20 protein-coding genes and 1 tRNA gene are annotated in these 20,624 nt (G+C 66.9%); 10 read left to right on the top strand and 11 right to left on the bottom strand.

Going from position 1 to position 20,624, the window contains the following annotated elements:
* Positions 1-5: 5 nt before the first annotated feature.
* Positions 6-956, top strand: coding sequence for a Gfo/Idh/MocA family protein (locus AUL32_RS08595; protein WP_062113799.1), 951 nt, complete (start codon positions 6-8; stop codon positions 954-956).
* Positions 957-971: 15 nt separating this feature from the next.
* On the opposite strand, the gene mnmA is transcribed toward AUL32_RS08595, so the two are convergent.
* Entirely contained in the window at positions 972-2,126 is a 1,155-nt protein-coding gene (gene mnmA, locus AUL32_RS08590) for a tRNA 2-thiouridine(34) synthase MnmA (RefSeq protein WP_062113712.1), read from the bottom strand.
* Between the two features lie 254 nt (positions 2,127-2,380).
* Here mnmA and sciP point away from each other — a divergent pair, with 254 nt between their 5' ends.
* Entirely contained in the window at positions 2,381-2,671 is a 291-nt protein-coding gene (gene sciP / locus AUL32_RS08585; protein ID WP_026358527.1) for a CtrA inhibitor SciP, read from the top strand.
* Positions 2,672-2,956: 285 nt separating this feature from the next.
* On the opposite strand, the gene AUL32_RS08580 is transcribed toward sciP, so the two are convergent.
* Entirely contained in the window at positions 2,957-3,319 is a 363-nt protein-coding gene (locus AUL32_RS08580; protein ID WP_061976697.1) for a flagellar FliJ family protein, read from the bottom strand.
* A gap of 375 nt (positions 3,320-3,694) precedes the next feature.
* Between AUL32_RS08580 and ctrA the strand changes: the two genes are divergently transcribed.
* On the top strand, positions 3,695-4,390 hold the full coding sequence (ctrA, locus tag AUL32_RS08575; RefSeq protein ID WP_019996509.1) for a response regulator transcription factor CtrA: 696 nt from the start codon (positions 3,695-3,697) through the stop codon (positions 4,388-4,390).
* A 168-nt stretch (positions 4,391-4,558) separates the two neighbouring features.
* Here the strand turns inward: ctrA and AUL32_RS08570 are convergent, their stop codons facing one another.
* Together AUL32_RS08570 and chpT are read right to left on the bottom strand one after the other, a co-directional pair.
* A complete protein-coding gene (locus tag AUL32_RS08570) occupies positions 4,559-4,930 on the bottom strand; it encodes a response regulator (RefSeq protein ID WP_062113711.1) in 372 nt (123 codons plus the stop codon).
* Positions 4,931-5,042: 112 nt separating this feature from the next.
* Entirely contained in the window at positions 5,043-5,678 is a 636-nt protein-coding gene (gene chpT, locus AUL32_RS08565) for a histidine phosphotransferase ChpT (protein WP_061976699.1), read from the bottom strand.
* 299 nt (positions 5,679-5,977) lie between these two features.
* Between chpT and AUL32_RS08560 the strand changes: the two genes are divergently transcribed.
* On the top strand, positions 5,978-6,574 hold the full coding sequence (locus AUL32_RS08560; RefSeq protein ID WP_062113708.1) for a DUF1134 domain-containing protein: 597 nt from the start codon (positions 5,978-5,980) through the stop codon (positions 6,572-6,574).
* A 205-nt stretch (positions 6,575-6,779) separates the two neighbouring features.
* Positions 6,780-7,877: a hypothetical protein gene (locus AUL32_RS08555; RefSeq protein WP_062113706.1), complete on the top strand. Its 1,098-nt coding sequence runs from the start codon at positions 6,780-6,782 to the stop codon at positions 7,875-7,877.
* Here the strand turns inward: AUL32_RS08555 and AUL32_RS08550 are convergent.
* A complete protein-coding gene (locus AUL32_RS08550) occupies positions 7,816-8,637 on the bottom strand; it encodes a TrmH family RNA methyltransferase (RefSeq protein WP_062113704.1) in 822 nt (273 codons plus the stop codon). The genes AUL32_RS08555 and AUL32_RS08550 overlap by 62 nt on opposite strands.
* A gap of 163 nt (positions 8,638-8,800) precedes the next feature.
* Here AUL32_RS08550 and AUL32_RS08545 point away from each other — a divergent pair, with 163 nt between their 5' ends.
* Positions 8,801-9,523: a DUF2161 domain-containing phosphodiesterase gene (locus AUL32_RS08545; protein WP_244497746.1), complete on the top strand. Its 723-nt coding sequence runs from the start codon at positions 8,801-8,803 to the stop codon at positions 9,521-9,523.
* Positions 9,520-10,053 carry a metallophosphoesterase family protein gene (locus AUL32_RS08540; protein WP_062113702.1) on the top strand — a complete coding sequence of 178 codons (534 nt, stop codon included), beginning with the start codon at positions 9,520-9,522 and terminating at the stop codon, positions 10,051-10,053. Before AUL32_RS08545 ends, AUL32_RS08540 begins: the two co-directional genes overlap by 4 nt.
* Here AUL32_RS08540 and AUL32_RS08535 read toward each other — a convergent pair.
* The 4 genes from AUL32_RS08535 to AUL32_RS08520 form a co-directional block, all read right to left on the bottom strand.
* The gene (locus AUL32_RS08535; protein ID WP_061976704.1) at positions 10,036-10,425 is read right to left on the bottom strand and encodes a response regulator; all 390 of its coding nucleotides are present in this window, start codon (positions 10,423-10,425) and stop codon (positions 10,036-10,038) included. The genes AUL32_RS08540 and AUL32_RS08535 overlap by 18 nt on opposite strands.
* Before the next feature lie 182 nt (positions 10,426-10,607).
* Positions 10,608-11,057: a YbaN family protein gene (locus tag AUL32_RS08530; RefSeq protein WP_082659423.1), complete on the bottom strand. Its 450-nt coding sequence runs from the start codon at positions 11,055-11,057 to the stop codon at positions 10,608-10,610.
* A 743-nt stretch (positions 11,058-11,800) separates the two neighbouring features.
* Positions 11,801-11,875, bottom strand: a tRNA-Glu gene (locus tag AUL32_RS08525).
* Positions 11,876-11,925: 50 nt separating this feature from the next.
* Positions 11,926-12,291 carry a DUF6476 family protein gene (locus AUL32_RS08520; protein WP_062113698.1) on the bottom strand — a complete coding sequence of 122 codons (366 nt, stop codon included), beginning with the start codon at positions 12,289-12,291 and terminating at the stop codon, positions 11,926-11,928.
* On the opposite strand from AUL32_RS08520, the gene AUL32_RS08515 reads away from it, so the two are divergent.
* The 3 genes from AUL32_RS08515 (at position 12,290) to recQ (ending at position 16,526) form a co-directional block, all read left to right on the top strand.
* Complete coding sequence (locus tag AUL32_RS08515; RefSeq protein ID WP_061976706.1) at positions 12,290-13,357, top strand: RluA family pseudouridine synthase; 1,068 nt, start codon at positions 12,290-12,292, stop codon at positions 13,355-13,357. The genes AUL32_RS08520 and AUL32_RS08515 overlap by 2 nt on opposite strands.
* 234 nt (positions 13,358-13,591) lie before the next feature.
* Positions 13,592-14,503 (top strand): RNA polymerase sigma factor RpoH, encoded by a 912-nt coding sequence (gene rpoH / locus AUL32_RS08510; RefSeq protein WP_061976707.1) that lies wholly within the window; start codon positions 13,592-13,594, stop codon positions 14,501-14,503.
* Positions 14,504-14,648: 145 nt separating this feature from the next.
* On the top strand, positions 14,649-16,526 hold the full coding sequence (gene recQ / locus AUL32_RS08505) for a DNA helicase RecQ (protein ID WP_062113696.1): 1,878 nt from the start codon (positions 14,649-14,651) through the stop codon (positions 16,524-16,526).
* A gap of 237 nt (positions 16,527-16,763) precedes the next feature.
* Here the strand turns inward: recQ and AUL32_RS08500 are convergent, their stop codons facing one another.
* Positions 16,764-18,788, bottom strand: a complete 2,025-nt coding sequence (locus AUL32_RS08500; RefSeq protein ID WP_062113693.1) for a hypothetical protein — start codon at positions 18,786-18,788, stop codon at positions 16,764-16,766.
* 241 nt (positions 18,789-19,029) lie between these two features.
* Entirely contained in the window at positions 19,030-20,322 is a 1,293-nt protein-coding gene (locus AUL32_RS08495; protein WP_062113691.1) for an adenylosuccinate synthase, read from the bottom strand.
* Between the last annotated feature and the right edge of the window lie 302 nt (positions 20,323-20,624).

Genomic DNA, 20,624 nt, shown 5'->3' with positions numbered 1-20,624 from the left:
TGACGATGACAACGCGAATCGCCGTGATCGGCTGTGGGCAATGGGGACAGAACCATGTCCGCACCCTGAAGGAGATCGGCGCGCTGGCCGCGATTTCGGAGGGGAACGCCGAGCGCGCCTCAGGCCTGTCGCAGCGGTTCGAGATCCCCGCTCGCTCCATGGAAGAGATTCTGGCCGACCCTGCGATCTACGGCGTCGTCCTCGCCCTGCCGCCCCGCCTCCATGGGCCGACCGCCCGCGCCGCTTTCCGCGCCGGCAAGGATGTCCTGATCGAGAAGCCGATCGCGCTGGATCTTGCCGACGCCGAGGAGACGGCCCGCGTCGCCAAGGCGGAGAACCGGCTCCTGATGGTCGGCCACGTCCTGCGCTTCCACCCCGTGTTCGAGGCGCTCGACGCCCTCGTGCGCGAGGGACGGATCGGCGACGTCAGGCACATCGTCTCGACGCGGATGGGGCTCGGGCGCTTCCTCGGCATGGATGCCGTCTGGGACCTTGCACCGCACGATCTTTCGCTGGTGCTTCACATGGCGGGCTCGCCGCCCGAAACGGTGGAAACGCTGCGGCGCACGGTGCTGAGCGACGAGACCGACGCGGCCGATATCGGCCTGCGCTTCGCCAACGGTCTTACCGGAGAGATCCACGTTTCGCGCATCTCGCCCTATCGCGACCGGCGCTTTTCGGTGATCGGCACCAAGGGCATGATCACCTTCGACGATCTCGCGCCCGAAGGGCAGAAGCTCGCGCTCTATGCGCACGAGGTCTGGCGCGAGGGCGCGCATTTCGGCTTCCGCTCGGCCGACGCGGACTACCAGCCGACCGAGCCAGGCCTGCCGCTGGACCGAGAGTTGCGCCACTTCATCCACTGCATCGAAACGCGCGCCCAGCCCCGCACCGGGGCGGCGGAAGCGGTGGAAACGGTGCGCCTTCTCAATCTCGCCTCGCCCCGCGCCGCCTGAAGGCAGGCAAAACGATCAGGCCGCCCGCACGGCAGCCGAGACCGGCTCGGTGCGGGCGATGACGCCGCCGCCAAGCACCTGGGCCCCAGCGCCCTCGCCGGCATAGAAGACGCAGGCCTGCCCCGGCGACACGCCCTCTTCACCCATGGCGAGCTCCACCAGCATCCGGTCCCCTTCGGCGACGAGCCGCGCGGGCGCCGGCGGGCGGGTGGAGCGGATCTTCACGAAGAGCGGCCTCTCGGCGGCGGCCGCCTGTTCGAACCCCTCGGCTCCCAGCCAGTTCACCTCGCGCAGAGCCAGCCGGCGCGTCGCCAGCGCCTCGCGCGGCCCGACGGTCACGGTGCGACTGCGCGCGTCGATGCCCACGACATAGAGCGGCTCCGCCGAGGAAATGCCGAGGCCACGCCGCTGGCCGATCGTGAAGTTCACGATGCCGGAATGCTGGCCGAGATGGCGCCCGTCGACATGAACGAGATCGCCCGGCGCGCCGGCATCCGGCTTCAGCTTGGCGATGACGTCGCTGTAGCGCCCGTTGGCGACGAAGCAGATGTCCTGGCTGTCGGGCTTAGACGCGACGCCAAGCCCGAAGCGCGCTGCGATCTCGCGCGTTTCGGGTTTGGTCAACCGGCCCAGCGGAAAACGCAGGAAATCGATCTGCGCCTGCGTGGTGGCGTAGAGGAAATAGCTCTGGTCCCGGTCGAGATCGGCGGGGCGGTAGAGGCTGCGGCCGGTGCCGTTCGGACGCGACTCGATATAATGGCCGGTCGCCAGCGCGTCGGCGCCGAGATCCTGAGCGGTGGCCAGGAGATCGCGGAACTTGACCGTCTGATTGCAGGCGACGCAGGGAATTGGCGTCTCGCCCGCCAGATAGCTTTCCGCGAAGGGATTGATGACCGACTGGCGGAACTTGTCCTCGTAGTCGAGAACGTAATGGGGAATGCCGAGAATCTCGGCCGTGCGCCGCGCGTCGGCGATGTCCTGCCCCGCGCAGCAGGCGCCGGCGCGCTTGGGCGTCGCGCCGCCGTCATAGAGCTGCAAGGTGATTCCCACGACGTCGTAGCCTTGCTCGCTCAGAAGCGCGGCGGTGACGGACGAATCGACGCCGCCGGACATGGCGACGACGACGCGCGTATCGGCGGGCGCCTTCGGAAGATCGAGACTGTTCAACATGGCGAAGACTCTGCGATAGCCCCGGCGAGGCAGCCGGTCAAAGCGCGTATGTAAGCCCTATGGACCGTCCTGCCAACCGTATGATGCTGCATGGCTTTTCGCCTCGCTCTGCCATCGCGCCGCCGCGTTTTGCGGCACGGCGGAGTTGAAACAACCTCTTATCAAAGTCTTTCAAGGGGTTTAGCGGATTTTTTAGAAGCTTAGGGCTAACTTCGGTTCAGCGATTAGGTCTTTGCGTGAGTGTAGAGAGTTCAATGACCGATCAGGTTAGACCAAGAGTAAAATACGTTATCGGTCCGGACGGTAGCCCGCTGACGATCGCCGATCTTCCCCCGTCCAACACGCGGCGCTGGGTCATTCGTCGCAAGGCGGAAGTCGTGGCGGCGGTTCGGGGCGGCCTTCTCAGCCTCGACGAAGCTTGCTCGCGTTATACGCTGACCGTGGAAGAGTTCCTGTCATGGCAGGTATCGATCGACAGTCACGGCCTGGCAGGCCTACGCACGACGCAGATCCAGGAATACCGAAAGAAGGCCGATCTTCACTAGAAGATTGCGTCATTCGGAATCGAGAACGACCGCATCGAGGGACTGGCGAAAGCCGGTCCTTTTTGTGTGCGCCCTTCCCCCTCAACCTTTGCGCGGAGCCGCGAGCGACTCGCGACGCCGCCCTGGCGCGGGCGCTGGCTTCGATTCGTTCTAGGATCGAAGCCTTGCTTCAGCCTTGAATCGCGTGTCGCAGCCCCGAATCGCAAAAGGCCCGTGCGCCTGCGCGCCGGGCCTTTTCGGGTGTTGATTCGGCCGGGCCGCCGCGTGCGAGCCCGAGGACCGCCGTCAGGCGACGGCGGGGCGCCGGTCGTCCACCGATTCGCGCTGTTCCAGCTTCTCGGCATTGGCGAACTCGGCTTCCGCTTCCTCCAGCGAGATGCGGGCGGCGTTCATCTGGATGCGCAGATCGCCCACGGAGTTCATCAGGTTGTCGCGCCGCGTGCGAGCCGCCTTGGCGAAGGTGGGATAGGCGAAATGGGTCACATCCGTGATCCCCGCCTTCTTCTCCTCGTTCGCGATCTGGGCGTCCAATTCGGACGCCATGCGCTCGAACTCGTTCAGCATGAGCTGAAGCTGCTCGACCTGACGCCGCTTTTCCGTCACCTTGAAACGACTGAGTCGCATGAGGTTCTCACGTTTCGGCTTCACGGTTCACTCTCCTGTTCCCTAGGACCTCTCGACATGAAGCCCCGTGCCGCGTCGCGAGAGGGGGTTTCGGGCAAGCCTCGCTGGCTAGCTTTAACCACCTGTTTACGCGCGCCGTTAATCATATGCGGCGAGGATTTAAGGCTCAGTAAATCGAACGGTTCAAACGCTTCCCTTCTTGCATGCCCGTGTTGTCGCACTGTGACCTCAGGGCAACTCCCGCCGAACTTAAGCTTCCATCACTACAACAGTTCGAACTGGGACCAGAAATTGAAGCGATTGTTAACCATTCAGTGCCAAGCTTCGATCCATCAGGGCACGAACTCCAACCTTGTCGGTTTCAAGGCGATCGACTGGGCTGACGCAGAGGAATAGATGATGCGCGTTCTTTTGATCGAGGATGACAGCGCCGTCGCGCAAAGCATCGAACTCATGCTGAAGTCCGAAAGCTTCAACGTGTACACGACCGATCTGGGCGAAGAAGGTGTCGACCTCGGCAAGTTGTATGATTACGACATCATCCTGCTTGACCTGAACCTTCCCGATATGTCGGGTTACGAAGTCTTGCGGACACTGCGTCTTGCGAAAGTGAAGACGCCGATCCTCATCCTCTCCGGCATGGCTGGAATCGAGGACAAGGTTCGCGGCTTGGGCTTCGGCGCGGACGACTACATGACCAAGCCCTTCCACAAGGACGAGCTGGTGGCGCGAATTCACGCCATCGTGCGTCGCTCGAAGGGCCATGCCCAGTCGGTGATCGTGACCGGCGATCTGACCGTCAATCTCGACGCCAAGACAGTCGAGGTTAACGGACAGCGCGTGCACCTCACGGGCAAGGAATATGCGATGCTGGAGCTTCTCTCGCTTCGCAAGGGCACCACGCTCACCAAGGAAATGTTCCTCAACCATCTTTATGGGGGCATGGACGAGCCAGAGCTGAAGATTATCGACGTCTTCATCTGCAAGCTGCGCAAGAAGCTGGCGACGGCGACCGACGGCAAGAACTACATCGAGACCGTCTGGGGTCGCGGCTACGTCCTGCGCGAGCCGGAAGCCGACACGCGCGCCGCCTGATCCGAGGCGACCGACACCGAACAAGCCCGTGCGCCGGACCTCCGGCCGCGGGCTTCTTCATGTCCGTAGATCAGACGATCAAACCGGCCATAAGCACTCGAACGCTCCTACGACATATCGGACGATTCTGAGGCAAATGGGGAGTGATCTCGTTCGCCTCCCTCCCCGTCAGGCGGCGACGAGGAAGGGCTCGACCCAGGCCGACAGGCTGGCGCGGTCGAAGGGGCGGAACAGGAAGCCCGAGGCGCCGGCTCGCTTGGAGCGGGTCATCAGCCCCAGATTGGCTTCCACGAGGGACACGAGAATGGGCGCCGTGCCCACAGGGCCCGCCCGCAGCGTGCGCAAGGCCACGTCCACCGGCGTGTCCGGCATGGTCGCGGACAGGAGAACCAGGTCGAACCGGGTCTTTTTCATCCCCAGGATGGCCTCGGCCTCCCGCAGGCCGGACACGGCAACCGTCTCGATATCGAGGCCGGACAGAATCCGGTTGGCGACCTTCTGGACGATGTTGTTCTCGTCGATAACGAGGCAGGACGGCATGGCGCGAGGCTCCGGGCGGCGGTCATGAGCCAGACCCTACGCGCGGCGCCTTTTTGTTCGGTTGCCAAACGCGGCGAAGGAAGCGTTACTCCCTCCCCGCGCTTTTGAGCGATCAGTCCCGCTCGACGGTGAGGATCGCGGTCTCGTCTTCCAGCGCGAGCGTGACCTTGGCCCCGCATTCCTGCGCCAGGAGCAGCGTGTAATATTGCTGGACGCCATGCGCGTCGATCGGCTCGGCCAGGGTCTCGCCGGCCAGCAGGGCCCGGAAGGTCGCGGGAACGCGCAGCGGCTTGCCGCTCGCGGTCACGGTGATGCGAAGACGCGGCTCCAGCTCCTCCACCTTCACCTCGACGCGCTTGCCGCGCGGCACGGAGGCATTGGCGATCAGAACGAGATTGAGAACCAGCTTGGCGATGTTCTTGGGTACATAGGCCCGCTGCCCGTCCCAGCTAAGCTCCGCCTTCTCGAAGGACATGAAGCCTTCGGCCACGGTTTTGGCATCGCCCATGTCGATCTGCGCGACGGTGGAGCCTGACGAGCCGTAGGCGATGCGGGCGAACTGGAGCTTGGCCACCGCGCTCTGCGTGGAACGCCGCACCAGGGCCATGGCCTCCGGATCGTTCGGCATTTCGTCGAGAAGCTCGAGACCGGCCTGCACCGCCCCCACAGGCGAGATGATGTCATGGCACAGACGGCTGGCAAGCAGCGCGGCCAGATCCGGCGCGGACAAGTCGGGCAGGGTCGTCATCGAGGCTCCGTTCGTCCTAGTCGTTAAAATTGTCTGACTGCGCGCCTAACATGGACATCGCCGCCCCGCGAGGCCGGATCGCGCCCGGCGCCGATTTCGCGGGCGCGCGTGCGGTAAGAGCAACAGAATTCACGCCTCGCTCCGCACCGCTTGGGCGCGGAAACCGGGCCACCCTGTCAGCGTCGGCCGATCTAGCGGTTTTTGTTTCGCATCTTAGGATTTCGTCAACCATGGCGGACCTAGGCTCCGATTTCAAAAGCGCAGCCGCGCGCGCCCGCTCGTTCCCAAGGATACGATCCATGCAGCGCCTCTTTCGGCAGATCCGCCCCCTGTCGCTCGCCCTTCTCACGCTCGGAGCCGTTCTGGCGCCGCCGGCTCTCGCGCCCGCGAGCGCGCAGCAGCAGCAGCAGTCCGGCGGCTACTCGATGCAGGAGATCGTGACTGAAGGGCACCGCTTCTTCGGCGCGACATCGGGCGGCATCGCCACCGCCGTGGAGCGCGCCTTCCAGCAGCGCGGCCTGCCGAACGGTTACATTCTCGGCGAAGAAGGCTCGGGCGCCTTTATCGGCGGCTTGCGCTTCGGCGAGGGCACGCTCTTCACCAAGAACGCCGGCGAGCACAAGGTCTATTGGCAGGGCCCCTCGGTCGGGCTCGACGCGGGCGGCGACGGCGCGCGCACCATGATGCTGGTCTACGACCTGCCCGCCGTCAGCGGCCTCTACGGCCGGTATGCCGGCGTGTCGGGCAGCGCCTATCTCGTGGGCGGCGTCGGCATGACCTTCCTTCAGCGCGACTCCGTCACGATCGTACCGATCCGCACCGGCGTCGGCGCCCGGCTGGGCGTCAATATCGGCTATCTCAAGCTGACCCCCGCGCCGACCTGGAACCCGTTCTGACGCGGCGCTCGCGCGCCGCTACCCGAAGCCGGGATCGCGACCATATAGGCCGGAGACTGGGCGCGGCGCGCATCGAGGCTAGGCAGGTTGGCCGCCTCTGGCGTAGAAGCCGCGAGCCGGGTCCGGCCGCTTCGCGGCCGTCGGCATGGAGCGTCGGTCCCGTTCTCGCTGGGCCGCTTCCGCGCTTGGGAGCGCTGGGACTTTGATGATCGCGACGGCCCTTATCTTTCTTCTCGGCGCCCTCACCGCCACCTTGATCGCGCTTCTTTTCGTGCCGCTCGTCTGGCGGCGCGCGCAGCGCCTCGCCCGGCGCGCCTTCGACGCGACGATCCCCACCAGCGTCAACGAGATCCGCGCCGAGATGGACCTCGTGCGCGCCACCTCCGCCTTCTCGCTGCGGCGGGAAGAGCGTCGCAACGCCGACCTGCGCGAGCAGGCGACCCGCGAGCGCGGCGAGGCCGGTCGCGTGATCCTGGAAAACGGCCATCTCTTGGCGCGTCGCAAGGAGCTGGAAGAGACCTTGGCCGAGCGCGACCGGCGCATCGAGCAGATCGAGGAACGTCTCGGTGCCGTGGTGGCGGAACGGGACGAGCTGGTGCAGGCGCGCCAGGAGCTGCGCGGCCGGCTGCAGGCGCGAGCCGACGAACTCGAAGCCTTCACGCTGCGCCACCGGGCGCTGAAGGAGCGCGCCGAAGAGCAGCGCCAGCGCATCACGCTCGCCGACGGGCGGATCGCGCAGCTGGAAGACATGCTGCGATTGGCGCGCACCCCCGCGCCCAAGCCCGACGCCCGGGTGGCGGACACCGGCCGACCCAAGCCAGAAATCGCAATCACCCCCCCGCCCGTTCGCGCGGAGGGCACTGACCCGCGCCGGAGCGGCAACGAGCGCCTGCGCGCGGTGCTGAAAAGCCAGCCGGGAACGGGAGAGCCGGAGACGCCGGCTCCGGCGGACGGCAACGAGAATGCAGAAATCCGCGAGCGCATGAGCGACATCGCGGCAAGGGTCATCCAAAAGGAGATCGAGGCGGAAGGCGCGCAGTCGCCGCTGAGAGCCTTGATCGAAACGCCCGAGCCCCCGCGCCCGAACGGCGGACTTAGTCTCGCCCAGCGCGTGCGCGCCCTTCTGGCGGATGCGCCGACGCCGCCCGGCGACGGCCCGCAGTCAGAGGCACCGACCGAAAGCGAGGCGGAGACGCCCGCGCCCGCCGCGCCGACTGCCCCTGCAAGCCCAGCCGAACGCCCTAGTCCGGGCGCAGCGAAAAGAAATGGTGGAGGGCGATCGCGGCCGAAGTCGCGACGTTGAGACTGTCGAGCCCCGGCGCCATGCCGATGCGTAGCGTCTGAACCTTCTCGATAAGCGCGGGGTCGAGCCCTTCTCCTTCTGTCCCCAGGAACAGCGCGCGGGGCCGGTGTCCCGTCAGTGCGTGCAGCGCGATCTTGCCGGCGGGCGAGAGGAACAGGCAGTCGAAGCCGAGATGCGCCAAGCGCGAGTGGATGGCGGCTGGGGTCCCCATTCGCAGGAAGGGAACGGTCAGCACGGACCCGACCGAAACACGGATGGCCTTGCGATAAAGCGGATCGCAGGCCGCCCCGTCGAGCAGCACGGCGCCGACGCCGAACGCATCGGCATTGCGGAACAGAGCGCCCATATTGTCGTGGTTCGACAGGCCGCAGGCGACGAGAACGAGGCCGCCCTGGTCTCTGATGTCGCTTAGCTGCCGATCCCACTCCGCCTCGCCGCCCGCCCCTTCCACCTTCTCGCCATAGGCGAGGACGCCGCGATGCACGGGAAAGCCTGCAATGGCATCGAACACCTTTGCACCCGCGACATAGACCGGAACGTCCGGGCCGAAGGCGGCGAGCCGCGCTTCGAGCCCGGCCAAGCGGTTTTCGAGGATCAGAAGCGAACGGGCGCGAAAGGAGCGGGAACGGGCCAATTGGTCCAACACCACGCTGCCTTCCGCGATGAAGCCTTGGCGTCCGCGCAGATCCCGGTCGCGCACGTCGCGAAACGGCTCGATGCGCGGATCGGTCGGGTCGAGGATCACGATCGGATCGGTCATGAGGGCGCGTCCTGCGGAGTTGGAGACCGTTCACACGCCGGAGGCGGAGGGCCCGACGAGGAGCAGTTTTGGTTCTGACGAGGCGCCGAGCTTCGAAGGATGTGCTCCCGCGTCGCGCTTAAAGCCGATGCGCCGGCTCGCCTTGTCCTGTATGGGAGGCGCCATGTCCACCGTCCCGATCCCAGCCGGCGAGACCGCGCTCTACCTTCCCGTCAAACGCTTTCTCGAAACGCTCGGCTTCGACGTGAAGGGCGAGATCGGTGCCTGCGATCTCCTGGCCCTGAAGGAGGGCAAGCCGGCCTTCGTGGTCGTGTGCGAACTCAAGCTGCAGTTCAACCTCGAACTCGTCCTGCAAGGCGTCGACCGCGCCCCGGCGGTGGACGAGGTCTGGCTCGCCGCGCGTCTCTCGCCGCGCGGCAAAGGCCGCGAGGGCGACCGGCGCTTTCGCGATCTGTGCCGCCGCCTCGGCTTCGGGCTGCTCGGCGTCGATGGCTCGGACAGGGTTCAGGTGCTCCTGTCGCCGGATTCGCCCAGCCCCCGCAAGAACCCCAAGCGGCGCTCGCAGCTCGTGTCCGAACACCGCCGGCGCGAGGGCGATCCGGCGGTGGGCGGCGGCTCGCGTCGCCCAGTCATGACCGCCTATCGGCAGGAGGCGCTGCGCTGCGCCGCCGCGCTGGCCGCGGGCGCGAGCCGGCCGCGCGACCTGCGCCCCGCCTGCCCCCGCGCCCTGGCGATCCTGCGCCGCAATGTCTACGGCTGGTTCGCCAATCCCGCGCGCGGCCTTTACACGCTGACGCCCGCCGGCTTCGAGGCTCTGGAACGCTGGCCCCAGCCCCGCCCTGAGGCACGCAGCGAAGCGTCGGCCGAGGCGTTGAGCGAGCCATGATCTTCTTCACCGCCGACACGCACTTTGCCGATCCGCGCGTCCTGCGCCTGGACAAGCGCCCTTTCGCGACCCTGGCCGAGCACGACGCGGCCCTGACCGACGCCTGGAACGCGGCGGTGGGGCCGGAGGACGAGGTCTGGCATCTCGGGGATTTCGCGCGCGGCTCGCCGGCCCAGAAGGCCGATCGTCTCGGCCAGCTCCATGGACGAAAGCATCTGGTCGCCGGCAACAATGACGACGAGGCGACGCTTGCGCTGGATGGCTGGAGCAGCGTTTCCTCCTACCGCGAGTTGACGGTGGAGGGCCGAGCACTGGTGCTGTGCCACTACGCCTTTCGCACCTGGAACGGCAGCGGCAAGGGCGCGCTCGACCTGCACGGCCATTCGCATGGCCGGTTGACGCCGATCCCAGGGCAGTACGATGTCGGGGTGGACGTGTTTCGTTTTCGGCCTGTCACGCTGGCCGACATCCTCGTCTCGCGGCGGCGGCGCAAAAGCGCCGAGGCGACGAGCTCAGAGACCCGCCTTTAGCGAGACCTCTCGCAGCGCGCGGACGATCGAAGCCGGAGGATAGGGCTTGGAGAAGAAGAGCCCGTGTTCCGGCAGGTCCTCCTTCGTCACCTTGATATGGCCGGAGGCGACGAAGATCGAGACGGGCGGCCAGCGATCGCGCACCGCGCGGGCGAGCTTCAGACCGTCCATCGAGCCCGGCATGTCGACATCGGTGAACAGCACGCGAATGTCGGGATGATTTTCCAGAAGGCGGATCGCCTCGTCCGCGTTCGACGCCGCATAGGCCTTGAACCCGGCGTCCTCGATCAGGTCCACCGCGTCCCATAGAAGAAGCGGCTCGTCTTCGACCACGAGAACGGCAAACTGGCTGGGATCGAAACACTGGGCCATGGTGGATGAATGTACGGACGAGGTTCTGGTTCAGATGGCGGGGAAGACAGCGAGATTCGTGGTTAAGTTAGCGGCTGGGCGCTCGAAGGCTCCATGCGGCCTCCTTCCTAATCGTCCTTTGGCCTGGAAACAATCGACCACCAGAGGATCGCGCAGGTCGGCGCAAGCCACCCGTTTCCCGCTCATGCCGAAGGCCGCGTCAGGAGATAGGTCGCGACGCAAAGCAGGATGATGCCGACCCCCAGCAGAACAAGATCAGGCGCTCCGCTATAAACGAGCAGAGCGAAGCTCGCGGACATGGACAAGATGGCCAGCGCCTTGGCCCGGCGCGGCACGGCCCGCCGCTCGCGCCAGTTGACGAGGATCGGCCCGAATCGCGGATCGCGCTCCACGCGCGCCGCCCATTCCGGTGAACCGCGCCCGAAGGCCCAGACGGCAAGGAGCACGAAGGGCGTTGCCGGCAGGCCCGGCAGAACCACGCCGGCGATCGCAAGACCGAGGAACAGAAAGCCCAAGGCTCGATACACCGCTCGCGCTGCGCGGCCGGGTGGTGGACGCCGCGACGGGTCGCATGTCTCGAACCGGTCCGCGCCCTCGCCTCGCCCATCAAGCAGGGTCGTCTCCCGTACCATGCCCGCTCCCCTCCCGGCCAACGTGGTTCGCCGCGTAAGACGCAGGCCGCTTGGTTTTATAAAGGGGCTGGCGAACATGGGCGGCGTCACGTTGCAGGCGGTCGAACATAGGGCAAAGACGCGCATCGCCCCCGTCTCGTTCCCAAGCCCATTTCGCAACCGCTGCTTCACCGCGACTTTTGGTCCCCCGCAACTTTGCGTGCCCCGTCTAAAAAGGAACGAGCCGGATGCCCAAATAGAGGGAGACGGCGCCTCTGGGCGGCGTTAACTTGTGATTCGCAGCGCCGTCCTCGCATCCGGGACGGGCATTCGAAAAAGGACGCCGACATGGAGCTGATCCTTCTCGCCACCGCCACCGCGCTTCTCGGTGTGTCGGCCCTTGCGCATGCGGCGCGGCCCAAAGCCGTTCCCGTGAAGGTGGCTGCCAAGACGCACCAACGCTAAGACGCGGGCTCGCTGGAAACGCCGACCTGGGTCGGCTTCCTGCGCTCGGCTGTGATCCTCGGATCAGGCGGCACCGGCCGCCCGATCCGCTTCATCTCCACAGCGCCAAGTCCGACCGGCCGGGGCTTAGCACGTTGTGGTCCCCCGGCATGACGGCTGGCCGAATATCCCGCTCATCACGCGTCACCCTCATGCACGATTGGAAAATCGCGCAGAGCCATAGGGCGATGGGTATCGTCAACGCGAAAAAGCGCGACTAAGATCGCGCTACATATCACATCAATTTTCAAGAAAACTACTGGTACGCCCAAGGGGAATCGAACCCCTGTTTGCGCCGTGAGAGGGCGCCGTCCTAACCGCTAGACGATGGGCGCGAACCAGTGATTGGGTGTATAGCCGCGCCGATCGGGGCTTGCAAGCGCTTTTATGGAGCGGATGGAATTTTCTCGTTTTGGCCGAAAACCAGCGGATAGCGCGAAACGATACGGCCGGAAGGACGGTCCACGAGCAGGATTTCCTCCGAATCGCCGGTTGCGACCCGAAGCAGAATGGCGCCCTCGCCAAGGCTGGTTTCCAGAACGCGCGCGCCGGCCGGCAGTGTGATCGGGGCGCCGCCGTCGGCGATGGTGGAAACGGCCGGCCCGGCGCTGCGATAGACAACAGCGGTCAGAACCGCGATAAGGCCGACGAAAAGCACGGCGATCGACAGCGCCAGAAGCCGCACCATCTTGCGCCGGATCTTCTCGAAGGCCGGGTCCAGGGGGGGCTGCGCACCCGTCTCGTCGGTCATGTCGGTCCTGTTCGGAAAATTGGAGGTTCCCATTCCGGCTGTTGGTACAAGCGGATCGGAAGCGGGCGCAAGCCGCTTCCTCGTGTCCGAGGATGATGCCGGCAAGCGGCTCGACCAGTTTCTGACGCAGGCGCTGGAGGGCGACCTGTCGCGCTCGCGCATCCAGTCCCTGATCGAGGCAGGTCAAGTTCAGGTCGACGACGTCGCCGCCCTTTCCCCCAAGCGCAAGATGCAGCCGGGAGAAGCGGTGTCGATCGAGATGCCGGAGCCCGAGGCGCCCGATCCCGAGCCCGAGAACATCCCACTCACCATTCTCTACGAGGATGCCGACCTCGTGGTTCTCGACAAGCCGGCCGGCCTCGTCGTTCATCCCGGCCCCGGCAATTGGACGGGCACGCTGGTCCACGCGCTGCTCTTCCACTGCGGCGACACGCTGTCGGGCATCGGCGGCGTGCGCCGGCCCGGCATCGTCCACCGGCTGGACAAGGACACGAGCGGCGTCATGGTGGTCGCCAAGAACGATCTGGCCCATCGCTCGCTCGCCGCGCAGTTCGCCGCCCATGGCGCGGACGGGCGCATGGAGCGCGCCTATCAGGCCGTGGTCTGGGGCATTCCCTCCCGCCCGATCGGCACGGTCGACGCCGCGCTCGGCCGCTCCAACTCCGACCGTACCAAGCGCACAGTGGTGCCGGCGGGCCGCGCCGACGCGCGCCATGCCATCACCCATTTCGAGGTGCTGGAGCGCTACGGCGAAGGCAATACCTCAGCCTCGCTGGTCGCCTGCGTGTTGGAAACCGGGCGCACGCATCAGATCCGCGTTCACATGGCCCATATCGGCCATCCGTTGATCGGCGACGAAACCTACGGCGCGCATTTCAAGACCAAGGCCAAAAAGCTGGGCTCGGCCGCCGAACTGGTTGCCGCCTTCCCGCGCCAGGCGCTTCACGCCTTCCGCCTCGTCTTCGAGCATCCGACGACGGGCGAGAGCATGGAGTTCGAAACCGAACTTCCCGACGATCTGGAGGAACTTGTCGAAGCGTTTCGGCATTTCACCCCCGACAGCTGATCGAGGCCGGCAAAGCGCCGACCTGGACGGACAGCGGATCGCCGCGAACTCGAACCGACCCGCTCCGAGCGTCAACGCCAGGTGAACGATTTGTAATCGTCTTCGCCGCGAATTGGCCGTGCAATGCGGCTTTCGCATCACCATATCGGGTTGGAGCGAGCTGCGCCTTTCGGGCAGTTCGGCAGGCGATCGGCTCGGGTCCGAGCGTTCGTCTCTGAGAAGGAGGGTTCCCATATGGCGAGAGCCAATCTTCCGAGCATTGCGTCGGGCGAAGGCGGTCTGGCGCGCTACCTCGACGAGATTCGTCGGTTTCCCATGCTGGAGCCGCAAGAAGAATACATGCTGGCCAAGCGTTACGCCGAACACGACGATCGTGGCGCGGCACATCGGTTGGTAACGAGCCATCTGCGCCTCGTGGCGAAGATCGCGATGGGCTATCGCGGCTATGGCCTGCCGATCGGCGAAGTCGTGTCGGAAGGCAATGTTGGCCTGATGCAGGCGGTGAAGCGCTTCGATCCCGATCGCGGCTTCCGTCTGGCGACCTATGCGATGTGGTGGATCAAGGCCTCGATCCAGGAATACATCCTGCGGTCCTGGAGCCTCGTGAAGATGGGCACCACGGCCAACCAGAAGCGCCTGTTCTTCAACCTGCGCAAGATGAAGAGCCGCATCCAGGCCCTGGACGAAGGCGATCTGCGCCCCGATCAGGTGCACCAGATCGCCACACAGCTCGGCGTCAGCGAGGAGGAGGTCGTTTCGATGAACCGCCGCCTCTCCGGCGACGCCTCGCTCAACGCGCCGATCCGCGCGACCGAGGGCGAAAGCGGTGAGTGGCAGGATTGGCTGGTGGACCAGTCGGAGAACCAGGAAGACGTCCTGGTCGAGCAGGACGAGATGAATCAGCGGCGCGGCATGCTGCGCTCGGCCATGAACGTCCTGAACGACCGCGAGCGCCGCATCTTCGAGGCGCGGCGTCTGGCCGAGGACCCGATCACGCTGGAAGCTCTGTCCGGTGAGTTCGACATCAGCCGCGAGCGCGTGCGCCAGATCGAGGTGCGCGCCTTCGAGAAGGTGCAGAAGGCTGTGAAGGATACGGCCGAGGCCGCTCGGCGCCAGCTGCGCGTGGTGGCGGAAGCCACCGCCTGACCGCATCGCGCCATACTGATCCCAAGCCTCCGGCTCGCGCCGGGGGCTTTTTTATTGGGCTTCTCGGCTCCTCAATCGATCGTCCAGCGCTTGCGATCCGGGGACCGATCCCCGACATTCCGCTCGCGACATGCGGAGTTTTCCAATGCCTGATACCGGACGCGCCCCGGCGCGATCCAGCGCCACCGCCGCTCTCTTCTCCGGAGACAGCGACCGCCCCAAGCCCCTCGACGTTCTGAAGACCGTGTTCGGCCACGCGAGCTTTCGGGGCCAGCAGGAAGCCGTAGTCGAGCAGATCGTCGCGGGCGGCGATGCGCTGGTTCTGTTTCCGACGGGCGCCGGCAAGTCGCTTTGCTATCAGGTTCCCGCGCTCTGCCGGCGCGGCACCGGCGTCGTCGTCTCGCCGCTGATCGCGCTGATGCGCGATCAGGTGGAGGCGCTGCGTCAGGTCGGCGTGCGCGCGGCATCGCTGAACTCGGCCATGAGCGAGGATGAGCGAAGCGAAGTCTGGCGCGAGCTGACGGCGGGGCGGATCGATCTTCTCTATGTCACGCCCGAGCGCCTGACATCCGAGGGCTTCCGCCGCAGCCTCGCCCGGCTCGACATCGCGCTTTTCGCCATCGACGAAGCACACTGCGTCAGCCAGTGGGGCCACGACTTCCGGCCGGAATATCGCGAACTGGCGAGCTTGGCCGACGAGTTCCCCAACGTGCCGCGCGTCGCGCTCACGGCAACGGCGGACGCCGCGACGCGGGCCGACATCGCCGAGCGGCTGCGCCTGGAAGAAGCCCCGGTCTTCGCCACGTCCTTCGACCGGCCGAACATCCGATACGCCATCGTCGAGCGCGACAACGCCCGCAAGCAGCTTCTCCAGTTCCTTCAGGGGCACAAGGGAAACAGTGGCATCGTCTATTGCCTGTCCCGCCGCAAGGTGGAGGAGACGGCGGAATGGCTGAACGCGCAGGGCATCTATGCCCTGCCCTACCATGCCGGCATGGATTCAGGCATCAAAGCCAAGAATCAGGACGCTTTCCTGCGCGAGGAGAATCTCTGCCTCGTGGCGACGGTGGCCTTCGGCATGGGCATCGATAAGCCGGACGTGCGCTTCGTCGCCCATCTCGATCTGCCCTCCTCCGTCGAGGCCTATTACCAGGAGACCGGCCGCGCCGGGCGCGATGGCCAGCCGGCCGAGGCCTGGATGGCTTACGGGTTGCAGGACGTGGTGCAGCGTCGTCGGATGATCGACGAGGGCGGGTCGGAAGACGCGATCAAGCGCGTCGAGCGCGGCAAGCTCGACGCCCTTCTCGGCATCTGCGAGACGCCGGACTGCCGGCGCGCCGCGATCCTGCGCCATTTCGGCGAGAGCTATGGCGGGCGCTGCGGCAATTGCGACACCTGCCTTTCGCCGGTCGAAACCTGGGACGGGACCGACGCGGCGGTGAAGCTCATGGCCGCCGTGTACCGCACGGGCGAGCGCTTCGGCCTCGCCTATGTCATCGACGTTCTCACCGGCAAGGCCAACGACAAGGTGCGCCAGAACGGGCACGATACGATCCCCGTTTTCGGCCAGGGGCGCGATCTCGAAGCCAGGGCCTGGAACTCGGTGGCGCGCCAGTTGACCGCCGCGAGCCTGCTTCTGGTGGATCATCAATCCTTCGGCGCGCTCTATCTCGGCGAGGGCGCGCGCGCCGTGTTCAAGGGGGAGCGGCGCGTCGTTCTGCGCAAGGACCGCACCCGCAAGGCGACCGAGTTCCGCCGCTCCGCGCCGGTCACGGAGGGGCTGAGCCAGGAAAGCGCCTTCCTGTTTGAGGCGCTGCGCAAGCTGCGCTCGCGCCTGTCGCGCGAGCAGAGCCTGCCGGCCTACATGGTGTTTTCCGACGCGACTCTGCGCGCCATGGCCGAGCTTCGGCCGGGCACGCTGCGCCTGATGGGAAAGGTGCCGGGCGTCGGCGCCGCCAAGCTGGAGCGCTACGGCGAGATGTTCCTTGCCACACTGCGCGAGGCGCAGGAGCAAATGCCTTAGACTTGCTTGAGAGGTCGGCCGGGTCGGTCCGACGTCGCCTTTACGCACTCCCGCCTGGACCGTTGGCAATCCTCGCCGATGCCATTCTCCATCACGCAAGTTCGGCGCCTCGCGAACGGATGAAACGCCACCCGACGGTCTCCACCGCCGAGTTGTCGAACCGTTTCTCAAGCCGGGGTGTCGAACACAATAAAGCCCGCCGATTGGCGGGCTTCTCTATGCGAGGATTTGCAATCCTCAAGTTTTGGCGGCCCAGGCGTCCAGCGCTTCCTTGAAGACGCGGCTGCCCGGAATGCCCTTCTCGACCGACATGAGCGCACGCTGGCCGCTCGTGTAGGCCAGCGGAATGTCGATCCATTCCTCGCGGCCGAGTAGCGACAGGTTGGTGCGCATGGCCTGTTCGAGATCGTTCAGCGCGATGATGAAGAACCCGTCCGAGATCTTACCGGAAATGCCGATCAGGGGCTCGCCGCGCGCCTGCTCCGTCGGCTTCAGCGCCAAACGCTGGACATTCTCGATGCCGCCGCCCGGCGCGCCGTTGGGCGTGTCGAACATGATCTCGATCACGTGGCTGGCGGGTAGCGTCTCGTCGGCGTTGCGACGGATCGTCATCGTCATCTTCATGCCGGTGGAGGGGATTTCCGCCACGCCCCGGATCGCGGGCTCGGGCGGCTGCCCCTCGGCGGGCGCTTCGCGCACCAAGCTCCAGACCACGTTGCCGTCCTGCTGCGTGCCTTCGCGATCGGCCGAGCGCTCCTCGTAGAAAACCGCACGCTGTCCGACCGCGATCGGCGCCTGCGCCGGAGGCGTGGCGGCGGCTGGGGGCGTGGTGGCCTCCGGCGTGGCCGGCGTGGCGGGCGTGGTGGCGGGCGGCGTGTCGCGGGACTGGGCGGGCGCCGGGTTCACTTCGGCGGCGACGACATTGGTGCCCTCTTCGAAGGCGTTGCCGGCATTGGCGCCGGGCCCTTCGTCCACTTCGCTACCGTCAGCCTGAAGGCGCTGCGTGAACTGGCGCGGACGCACGCCGCCGGCGGCAGGAGCCGCTGCGCCCGGCGCGGTGTCGGTCACCTGCCCCTGCGGCGCGGCGGCGGTCGCGGGCGTCTGGTCGCCCGGCACGGTTGCCGGCGGCTCACCCTGATCGGTCGTGCCCGGCGAAGTGGTGGCGACCTGCGTCGAGCCGCCGCCCGTCACGAGCGAGCGGATGTCGTCGAGATAGAACCAGCCGGCGGCGGCCAGGGCGACGATTGCGACGGCCGCGACACCGAGGCCGAGACGCGAGCGATCCTTGGATCGCGCGCGGCGCGCGGGATAACGCGGCGCGGCAAGATCCGGCTCGGGAATGCCGGCAAACGAGCCCGGGTTCGCCGGCTCGCGCGCGGACGTGCGCTGCGAGATTGTAGCAGGGCGAAGCTGGCGGTTGCCGATCGGATCGGTTGGCGCTTCGGCGGGACCGACCTCGCCGACACGCGGCGCGTCGTCGCCCGCCGCGCCCTGAGTGGCGGGCGGCGCGGCACCCGGCGGCAGGGGCCTGCGCTCCGGCACGAAACCGTGCTCCGGCGCGGTCAGGGGTGCACGGCTCGGCACGGCGGGACGGTCCAGCGTGGGCTCGCCCGGACGCACCACGCCCCCCTGCTCGTTCGTGGAGACGCGCGGGAAAGCGGGCGTCGCGGGTGGGCGGGTGGTCGGCGTCGCGCGCGGAAAAGCGGGCTGCGGCGTGCGCTCGCTCTGGCCCGAAACAGCGGGCGCCTGCGGCTCGTCCAACCGCACGGGCGCGGACCAACCATCGCTCGGCTCGCTTGGCGCGGCGGACTCGCCAGGGGTGGCCGGCGTCTGGCGCAGGAGCGAACGCGGCGAAACAGGACCTGGTTCGAAGGTGCGGGGCGGGACCGGCGGAGGCGGCGTCCAGGCGTCGGGCTCGGGGAGTTGCGCCGGGGGCGGCGCAGGGCGGGCGGCCTCTCGCGGCGGTTCGGCGGGCGCGGTCTCTTCGACCTGGCTCGGTGCGAACGTGTCCGGCTCAGCCTGCGCGGGTTCGGGCTCGGCGGGTTCGGGCGGCGGCGCGTAATGCGCCTCGGTCTCGCGGATCGCGTCTTCCAGCACGCGGTAGCGCGCCTCGACGACATGGTCGTCCAAAGGCGGATTGGCGGCCTCGATCTGCCGCGTGATCGCCGCCCGCGCCTTTTCGTAGACCTTCGCGCGCAGTTGCGGCGAGGCATTGGGCAATCCGTCGATCGTCTTACGGAGAACGGCGGTCAGGTTCGCCATGGATGGCTGCACTCGCTAAGCTATATGGCTCCGCGTCGCGCGAACCATCGAGGGAAACGTCGCGGATCGGGAGCCGATCCGCCCCCGAATGCCGGGCCATGGCCCACACTCTCGCGCCCCGAAGCGGCCGGCCTCGGTCGATGCTCCGCGGGGGAGCCTACCGAGGGAACCGCCGGGGCGCCGTGCCCGACTGCTTCACCCGAACCGTCAGACGGCGCGGAGACCTTGAATCAACCCTTCCTTAATCCTGAAACGGATCGCGGACAAGGATCGTGTCGTCGCGTTCGGGCGAGGTCGAAAGAAGCGTGACGGGCGCGCCGACCAGCTCCTCGATCTGGCGCACATACTTCACCGCCTGCGCGGGAAGATCGCCCCAGGAACGGGCGCCTGCCGTGGTGCCCTTCCAGCCCTCGAAGCTCTCGTAGATCGGCACGACGCGGCGTTGCGCACCGAGGCTTGCCGGGAAATAGTCGATCCGCTCGCCATCCAGCTCGTAGCCGACGCAGATGCGGATTTCGTCCATTCCGTCGAGCACGTCGAGCTTGGTGAGCGCCAACCCGTGAATGCCGTTGATGGCCACCGCTTGGCGCACGAGCACCGCGTCGAACCAGCCGCAGCGGCGCTTGCGCCCGGTCACCGTGCCGAACTCGTGACCCTTGGTGCCCAGGAACTCGCCGACTTCGTTGTCCTGCTCGGTCGGGAACGGGCCTTCGCCGACGCGCGTCGTGTAGGCCTTGGTGATGCCGAGCACGAAACCGGCCGCCGAGGGGCCGAGGCCCGAACCCGCCGCCGCTTGGCCCGCCACGGTGTTGGACGAGGTGACATAGGGATAGGTGCCGTGGTCGATGTCGAGCAGCGTGCCCTGCGCGCCTTCGAACAGGATGCGGTCGCCCGCCTTGCGGCGCTCGTCGAGAAGGCGCCAGACCCGGTCGATATAGGGCGTGATCTCGGCGGCCACCGAGGTCAGCTCCTCCAGGATGGCTTCGGCCGAGACTTCCGGCTGGCCTAGGCCCCGGCGCAGCGGATTGTGATGGGCGAGCAGCCGCTCGATCCGCTCGGGAAGCACGTCGAGCTCGGCCAGATCCATGATGCGCAGCGCGCGGCGGCCGACCTTGTCCTCGTAGGCCGGGCCGATGCCGCGCCCCGTCGTGCCGATCTTGGTGCCGGCGGCGGCCGCTTCCCGCACCGCGTCCAGCTCGCGGTGCAGCGAGAGGATCAGCGCGGCGTTGTCGGCGATGCGCAGCGTCTCGGGGCCGATCTTGACGCCCTGCGCCTCGATCCGCTTCTTCTCGGCGACGAAAGCATGCGGGTCGAAGACCACGCCGTTGCCGATCACCGAAAGCTTGCCGGAGCGCACGACGCCGGACGGCAGGAGCGAGAGCTTGTAGGAGACGCCGTCCACCACCAGCGTGTGACCGGCATTGTGGCCGCCCTGGAAGCGCACGACCACGTCGGCGCGCTCCGAAAGCCAGTCCACGATCTTGCCTTTTCCCTCGTCGCCCCACTGCGACCCGACGACGACGACGTTTGCCATGAATGCTCCTTGGCAGCCCGAAGGCCCGTTTCGCGCAAGTCCCGCCACAGGGCCGGGACGCGCCAAAACACGCGGACCCGCGAAAGGTCCGACGCAAAATTCGGCCGGACTATAATGAAGCCCCGCCCGACATGCGAGGGTGGAGGCGGGATATTTCCCGGCCGAGCCAGCCGGATCTGTGGAGGACGAAGCGGCTTGGCCGCGTCCGGCTTTCGTCAGGCCGACTTGCCTTTCGCGGCGGGCGGAAACGGGTCTAAGAGAGACCGGCGCCGCTCCTTCGATCGCCGTCCCGTCGCAATGAA

It is taken from the genome of Aureimonas sp. AU40, assembly GCF_001463785.1.
Lineage (GTDB): Bacteria > Pseudomonadota > Alphaproteobacteria > Rhizobiales > Rhizobiaceae > Aureimonas.
This window is presented reverse-complemented; position numbering and strand designations above follow the sequence as displayed.